We start from the raw sequence: 6,876 nt of genomic DNA, 5'->3' as shown, positions 1-6,876 counted from the left end.
CGCGGCGATCCAGGGCGCGGACTCCATCGGGCTGGCGGTGGTGGCGACCACCATGGCGATCGTGGTGGTGTTCACGCCGGTCAGCTTCATGCCGGGCATCCCGGGCCAGTTCTTCAAGGAGTTCGGTCTGACCGTGTCGGTGGCCGTGCTCTTCTCGCTATTGGTGGCGCGCCTGGTGACCCCGCCCATGGCGGCCTATTTCCTGAAGGCGGGCGCTGTCGCACAGCCGAGGAAGCCGTTCGAGGGCTTCTATCGCAACGCCCTGGAATGGTGTCTGGCGCACCGGATTCTGGCGTCGATCTTCGGGGGCGTGATCTTCTTTGGCTCGGTGGCCCTGGTGCCATTGCTGCCCCAGGGCTTCCAGCCCGCCGGCGACCCGGACTTTGCCTATGTGAACATCCAGGGACCGCCCGGCGCGACCGTGGACGACATGAATGAAATCGCCGCAGAGCTGAACGCTCTGTTCCGCAAGCAGCCTGAAGTCACCGACGTCTTCATCCAGATCGGCTCGACGGTCTCCAACTTTGGGCCCGGCTCCTTCGGCGGCGGCGGCGGCGACCTGCGCACGGGGACCGCAACCATCCTGCTGAGGTCCGACCGCAAGACAACGGGAGACGAGATGCGGACGCGCCTGCGCAAGCAGTTGCGCGCCATTCCCGACGCCCGGCTCACCTTCCTGAGCGCCGAGGGTGGATCCGGTTACCAGCAGATCCTGACCGGTTCCAACCCCGACAACCTGCTGGCGGCCAGTCTCCAGCTGGAACGGCAGATGCGTGGCCTCAGCGAACTGGCCGATCCGCGCCCGACCCGTCCGCCCATCGGTCCCGAAATCATCATCCGCCCCAAGGCCGATGAGGCCGCGCGCCTGGGTGTCTCCTCCGATGTGATCGCCAATATCGCCCGTGTCGCCACGGTCGGCGACATCGACGCCAACGTGGCCAAGTTCAATGACGGAGAGCGGCGCATCCCGATCCGTATCCGGCTGCCGGAATCCGCCCGCGCCGATATCGAACGGATCCGTTCATTGCGGGTGCCGACAGCGAACGGCGGATCGACAACCCTGGAAAGCGTCGCGGACATCACCTTCCAGGCGGGTCCGGCCCGGATCGACCGGCTGAACCGCGAGCGGCAGGTCACCATCCGCGCGGAACTGAACGGCGTCGAAGCCGGCGAAGCGCAGAAGGCGGTCAACAACCTGCCCATCATGAAGAACCTGCCCGAGGGCGTGCGGCCCGCCGCGATCGGCAACCAGGAGGCCATGGCCGAACTGTTTGGCGGCTTCGGTGTCGCGATCTTCAGCGGCGTATCGATGATCTACGCCGTGCTGGTGCTGCTGTTCCGCAGCTTCTTCAAGCCGGTGGTGATCCTCTCGGCGCTGCCGCTGTCGGTGGGCGGGGCCTTCCTGGGCCTGCTGGCCTTCAATCTGTCACTCTCGATCCCGTCGCTGATCGGCTTCCTGATGCTGCTGGGTCTGGCGGCCAAGAACTCGATCCTGCTGGTGGAGTACGCCATCGAGCGTGAGCGCGAGGGCATGAGTCAGCACGACGCCCTCATCGACGCCTGCCGCGAGCGGGCGCGGCCGATCATCATGACCACCCTGGCCATGGCCGCCGGGATGCTGCCGACAGCGTTCGCCCTGGAGGCCGGCGCGGAGTTCCGCCAGCCGATGGCGGTCGCCGTGATCGGCGGACTGATCACCTCGACGGTGCTGTCGCTGGTGCTGGTGCCGGTGGTCTACAGCTTCGTGGACGACTTCGAGAACTGGCTGAAGCCGAAGCTGGCACGCCTGGTCACACCGCGGGAAGCGCCAGATCCGGTGACCGTGAGCGACCGGACCTGACGAGGCGACTCAGGGCTTGAGCGCTCCCGCCGGGGTCGGCGCCGTCGCGGTGCGCAGGATAAAGCCGATGATGATCGCCATGGCCGCGTAGAGCGCCTCGGGGATTTCGCTGTCCAGCTCGACCGTCGCCAGAGCGGCGGCGAGGGCGGGATTCTGTTCAATCGGCACACCATGTTCACGGGCGGTATCGATGATCCGCTGGCCCAGCTCTCCACGGCCGATGGCGACCACCCGCGGGGCGTCCGGGGCGTCGTAGCGAAGGGCGACGGCCAGCTGTGGGGCCTGGGGCTGGCTCATGAAGTGATGCTCACGAACTGACCGCCCGGCGGCGGCCTGGCGGGCGGCGCGCCGGAGCGCAAGGTCACCGGCGCGGCAAACGCGCCTGCGAGCTCGGCGATGTGGTCGCGCAGCTGGCTCAGACCGGTCTCGCGTTCCGCCCAGATTGTCGCCGAGGCGACGCCGTCTTTCAGAAACAGCTCGGCGTGAACCGGACCCAGCGGTTCCACATCCAGCGAGACGCGGGCGCGCCAGGGACGGGCGGCCTCGGCCGACTGCGACCCGCCGTGATCCTGTTCGATCTCGAATTGGGCGATAGCGACGCCCTGCGGCGTCACCAGCGGAAACTCGAACATCCAGGCGGACTTCGCCCCCTCAGGGAGCGACGCCATCTGGTGCAGCACCTGACGCGCCAGGGCATGCTCCACGTCCCGACCAAGGATCTGCAGCGCGGGCTGGCGTTCTGTATCGCGCGTGATCTCTGCCTCGACCGCCGGCTGCCCGGCAAGCGCCGCATCCCGGGTGGGCGGTGGCGCGGTGGCGGAACGCGGCGAGAGCCGGGGTTGCTGCGCAATATTCTCCGCCAACGCCTGTTTCAGGACCAGAAGGGCCGCCTTGAGATCCGGGGTCGGCGCCGCCTGCGCCAGTCGCACCTCGTGAAACAGGCCGGAGCGCAGGAAAGCCTGGCGGACCGTCTGCGCGCTCCAGTCGCCGGCAGCCGGCGTGGGAAGCGCCAGAAGCTGCTGGATCGCGGCCCTGACCTCGGCCGGCAAACCCGCAAGGGCCCGGGCCTGGGTCAGGTTGGCGAAGAGCGGCGCCAGGCCGCCTTGCCGGGCGGCGGCCTGGGCTCTCGCGGCGTCCAGCAGGGCCTTCGCCGGATCACTGGCCTGAGGCGACGAAGCGGGTGCACTGCGTTCTATGGCGGCGGCGGCCGCTGCCTGAGCCTCGACCTGCGTCACGTTCGAGACCAGCGCACGCAGTGCGTTGTCCAGCGAGGAGGTCCGCGATAGGGGCGCGCCGCTCATGGTCGGTCTGAAACCCGGCGATTGATTCGCTGTAAGCTAGGCTCAGGCCATGAAGAGCGACTTAAGCCTCGGTCAAAGCTCGCCGCGCAGCACGCGGGCAAACAGCTCCGGGTCGACGTTGCCGCCCGACAGCACCAGACCCACGGTCCTGCCGCTGTAGCCACCGATCCTGCCGGCCAGCAGGGCGGCCAGGCCGGCCGAGCCGCCCGGCTCCACCACCAGCTTCAGAACACTGAACGCATAGCGCATGGCCTCGGCCACCTCGGAATCGGTGACGACGGCGACATCCGCCACCGTCTTCTGCAGGATCGGGAAGGTGAGTTCGCCCGGGCAGGGCGTTTCCAGCGCATCGCAGAGGGTGCGATGGGTGGGTTTCATGGGCGTGCGCTGGCCGGCCTTCAGCGATTTCAGTGTATCGTCATAGCCCGCCGGCTCGACCCCGATCACCGCCGTATGCGGCGAGAGCGCCTTCACCGCCGTGGCGATCCCGGACAACAGGCCACCCCCGCTGCACGGCGCGATGACGGCGTCCATCGGTGCGCCGAGGGCCTGCGCCTGCCGGACCATTTCCAGGCCCGCCGTACCCTGGCCTGCCATGATGTGCACATCGTCAAAGGCCGGGACCATGACCGCGCCGCGCTCGGCGGCGATGGCGGCCGATATCGCTTCGCGGCTCTCGGTCAGGCGGTCATAGAAGACCACCTCGGCGCCATAGCCTCGCGTGGCCTCGGCTTTCACCGTGGGCGCGTCGCTGGGCATGACAATAACGGCGGGCATTCCCAGCAGCTTCGCCGCCAGCGCCACACCCTGGGCGTGATTGCCGGACGAGAACGCTACAACGCCGCGAACCCGTTCCGCCGCACTGAGGTGAACCAGACGGTTGTAGGCGCCGCGAAACTTGAACGCGCCCACCCGTTGCAAGGTCTCGGGCTTGATCAGGACCCGCAGGCCCAGCCGTTCGTTGAGCGCCGCACTTTCGATCAGCGGGGTCCTGACGGCATGGCCCTCCAGGCGGGCGGCGGCGGCCTCGATATCGGCAAGCGTGATCGTCATTTGGCAAACACCTGCGCGTCATCGGCAAAGGCCTTGAACTCCAGCGCGTTGCCGGAAGGGTCCAGGAAGAACATCGTGGCCTGCTCGCCCGGCTCGCCGGGAAAGCGGATGTGCGGTTCGATGATGAAACTGGTCCCGGCCGACTTCAGCCGCGCGGCCAGCGCCTCCCATTCCGGCAAGGTCAGCAGCAGGCCAAAATGGCGCACGGGCACCTGGTGGCCATCGACCGCATTGGTCGCAGCCCCGCCTGCCTCGCCCGGCGACAGATGCGCCACGATCTGATGACCGTGGAAGTCGAAATCCACCCACTCGGGACTGGAGCGCCCCTCGGGGCATCCCAGCAATTCGCCATAGAAAGCGCGGGCCTCGGCAAGATCGCGCACCGGGAAGGCGAGATGAAAACGCGGAATGTCCATGATCGCCTGATAGCGCGGCAAACGCTTGAGGACGAGGTCCAGCTGGTCTAAACCGGCTCCCGAATTGATCTCCGCCCGCTTGCCGAGCACCTGTCGAAGGGCTTGCGGGTTTTTTCCGGGCAGGTCGGGAGATCGTATCCAAAATGGCCAATGTCACGGTGATCGGTGCCCAGTGGGGCGACGAGGGCAAGGGCAAGCTCGTCGACTGGCTGTCCAACCGCGCCGATGTGGTGGTTCGTTTCCAGGGCGGTCACAACGCCGGCCACACTCTCGTCGTCGGGAACCAGACCTACAAGCTGTCGCTGCTCCCCTCCGGGGTAGTGCAGGGCAAGCTTTCGATCATCGGCAATGGCGTGGTGGTGGACCCTTGGCATCTGCTGAAGGAGATCGCGACCCTGGGTGACCAGGGCGTGGCGATCACCCCCGATCTGCTGGTCGTGGCCGATAACGCCTGCCTGATCCTGCCGATCCATCGGGATCTGGACCAGGCTCGGGAAGCCGCCGCGCTGAACAAGATCGGCACCACCGGGCGGGGAATCGGCCCGGCCTATGAGGATAAGGTAGGTCGCCGCGCCATCCGCGTCGCCGATCTGGCCGACCGTGAGGCGCTGGAGGCCAAGATTGACCGCTTGCTGGCGCACCATGCGCCACTCCGCCGGGGACTGGGCCTGCCCGATGTGGATCCCGCCGCCCTGCTGGCCGAACTGGAGGCGATCGCGCCCAAGGTGCTGGTCTATGCCCGTCCTGCCTGGCTGATGCTCGACGAGCTGGTGAAGGCAGGCAAGCGTGTGCTGTTCGAGGGCGCACAGGGCGCCCTGCTGGACGTGGACCACGGCACCTATCCCTATGTCACATCGTCCAACACCGTGGCCGGGCAGGCGGCCGCCGGATCGGGCCTTGGCCCCAAGGGGCCGGGCTATGTGCTGGGCATCGTCAAGGCCTACACCACCCGGGTTGGCGAGGGGCCATTCCCCACCGAGCTCTTCGACGCCGTGGGCGAGCACCTGGGCACGGTCGGGCGCGAGGTCGGCACCGTGACCGGACGTTCGCGCCGCTGTGGCTGGTTCGATGCGGCGCTGGTGCGCCAGTCGGTGGCGCTGAACGGGATTGCCGGTATCGCGCTCACCAAGCTGGACGTGCTGGACGGCCTGCCCACGCTGAAGATCTGCACCGGCTATCGCCTGGCCGGAGACGCGATCGGCTATCTGCCCGCGGGCCTGAAGGCCCAGAGCCAGCTTGTTCCGGTATATGAGGAGATGGAGGGCTGGAGCGGTACGACCCAGGGCGCACGCTCCTGGAAGGACCTGCCGGCCAGCGCGGTGAAGTACGTCCGCCGCATTGAGGAACTGATCGGCGCGCCGGTGGCCCTGCTGTCCACCAGCCCCCAGCGGGACGACACCATCCTGATGCGGGATCCCTTCCACGACTGACGGCCCGCCGCATCAAGGGGTCATTTACCCATACTGAGTTATGGCTTCGTTTGAAAAGCGGGAGCCGCGCCTTGAACGACGGTGAGAAACGCACTTACGCGAAGATGCAGCCGTTGCTGAGACGCGTGCTGATAGCCGATCCACAGCCAGCCGGTGCGCGGCTGCTGGTGGACCTGATGCGTGACGTCGCGCGGTCCTATTGCTGGGTTGCGAACGACACCGAGCGCGCGCTCAAGATCGCGCAGACCTGCGACCCGCAGCTGGTGGTCGTGGAGGTCGGAGACCCCAAGTTCGACGGGTTGGAAATCGCGCGCGCCCTTCGCCGCAGCACCTGGCGCGCACGCCAGGCGCCGGTCATCGCCGTCTCAGGCGCGGCCACCGCCACCTCGATCCTGGCGGCGCGCGACGCCGGCGCGCATGAATTCCTGCGCAAGCCCTACAGCATGAAGGACCTGGTGCGCCGCCTTGAGGCGGTGACGCTGAGGGAGCGGGATTGGGTTGAGGGTATCAGCTATATCGGCCCTGACCGGCGTCGCTTCAATTCGGGTGATTATTCCGGCTCGCTCAAGCGCCGCGACGATGGATCCGAGACCCCCTATCAACAGAAGATCAATCAGGCGCTGAAGATCATCCGGGCTGCGGTGGCCGCTTCCGAGACGGATCCGGAACAGGCCCTGCGCGCCATGCTGGCGCAGGCGAACTTCCTGCAAGGCATCGCCTACGATTTGAGGATTACGGTGGCTGCGTCGGAGATCCACCAGAAACTGACCCGCGCCACCCATACAGGCGAACGTCTGAACCGCGCCGACGCCGGGCGGTGGGCCGCCCCGCTGCTG

Annotated in this window: 7 protein-coding genes; 3 read left to right on the top strand and 4 right to left on the bottom strand. The window is 67.4% G+C overall.

Going from position 1 to position 6,876, the window contains the following annotated elements; all coding sequences use genetic code 11:
- The coding region (locus ACIQ42_RS13910; RefSeq protein ID WP_397422839.1) for an efflux RND transporter permease subunit at positions 1-1,840 on the top strand (1,840 nt) is incomplete at its 5' end.
- A gap of 9 nt (positions 1,841-1,849) precedes the next feature.
- Here the strand turns inward: ACIQ42_RS13910 and ACIQ42_RS13905 are convergent.
- The 4 genes from ACIQ42_RS13905 to ACIQ42_RS13890 form a co-directional block, all read right to left on the bottom strand.
- Complete coding sequence (locus ACIQ42_RS13905; RefSeq protein WP_397422838.1) at positions 1,850-2,137, bottom strand: EscU/YscU/HrcU family type III secretion system export apparatus switch protein; 288 nt, start codon at positions 2,135-2,137, stop codon at positions 1,850-1,852.
- On the bottom strand, positions 2,134-3,141 hold the full coding sequence (locus ACIQ42_RS13900; protein ID WP_397422836.1) for a flagellar hook-length control protein FliK: 1,008 nt from the start codon (positions 3,139-3,141) through the stop codon (positions 2,134-2,136). Before ACIQ42_RS13900 ends, ACIQ42_RS13905 begins: the two co-directional genes overlap by 4 nt.
- A gap of 72 nt (positions 3,142-3,213) precedes the next feature.
- Complete coding sequence (locus ACIQ42_RS13895) at positions 3,214-4,194, bottom strand: threonine/serine dehydratase (protein WP_397422835.1); 981 nt, start codon at positions 4,192-4,194, stop codon at positions 3,214-3,216.
- Positions 4,191-4,700, bottom strand: a complete 510-nt coding sequence (locus ACIQ42_RS13890) for a VOC family protein (RefSeq protein WP_397422833.1) — start codon at positions 4,698-4,700, stop codon at positions 4,191-4,193. The genes ACIQ42_RS13895 and ACIQ42_RS13890 overlap by 4 nt, the downstream gene beginning before the upstream one ends.
- Before the next feature lie 53 nt (positions 4,701-4,753).
- Between ACIQ42_RS13890 and ACIQ42_RS13885 the strand changes: the two genes are divergently transcribed.
- Positions 4,754-6,040, top strand: a complete 1,287-nt coding sequence (locus ACIQ42_RS13885) for an adenylosuccinate synthase (protein ID WP_397422832.1) — start codon at positions 4,754-4,756, stop codon at positions 6,038-6,040.
- Positions 6,041-6,111: 71 nt separating this feature from the next.
- On the top strand, positions 6,112-6,876 hold a 765-nt coding region (locus ACIQ42_RS13880), incomplete at its 3' end, for a response regulator transcription factor (RefSeq protein WP_397422831.1).

It is taken from the genome of Phenylobacterium sp., from assembly GCF_044372605.1.
Taxonomy (GTDB): Bacteria; Pseudomonadota; Alphaproteobacteria; order Caulobacterales; family Caulobacteraceae; genus Phenylobacterium.
The sequence above is the reverse complement of the archived record's forward strand: the minus strand, read 5'-3'. Positions and strand labels throughout refer to the sequence as shown.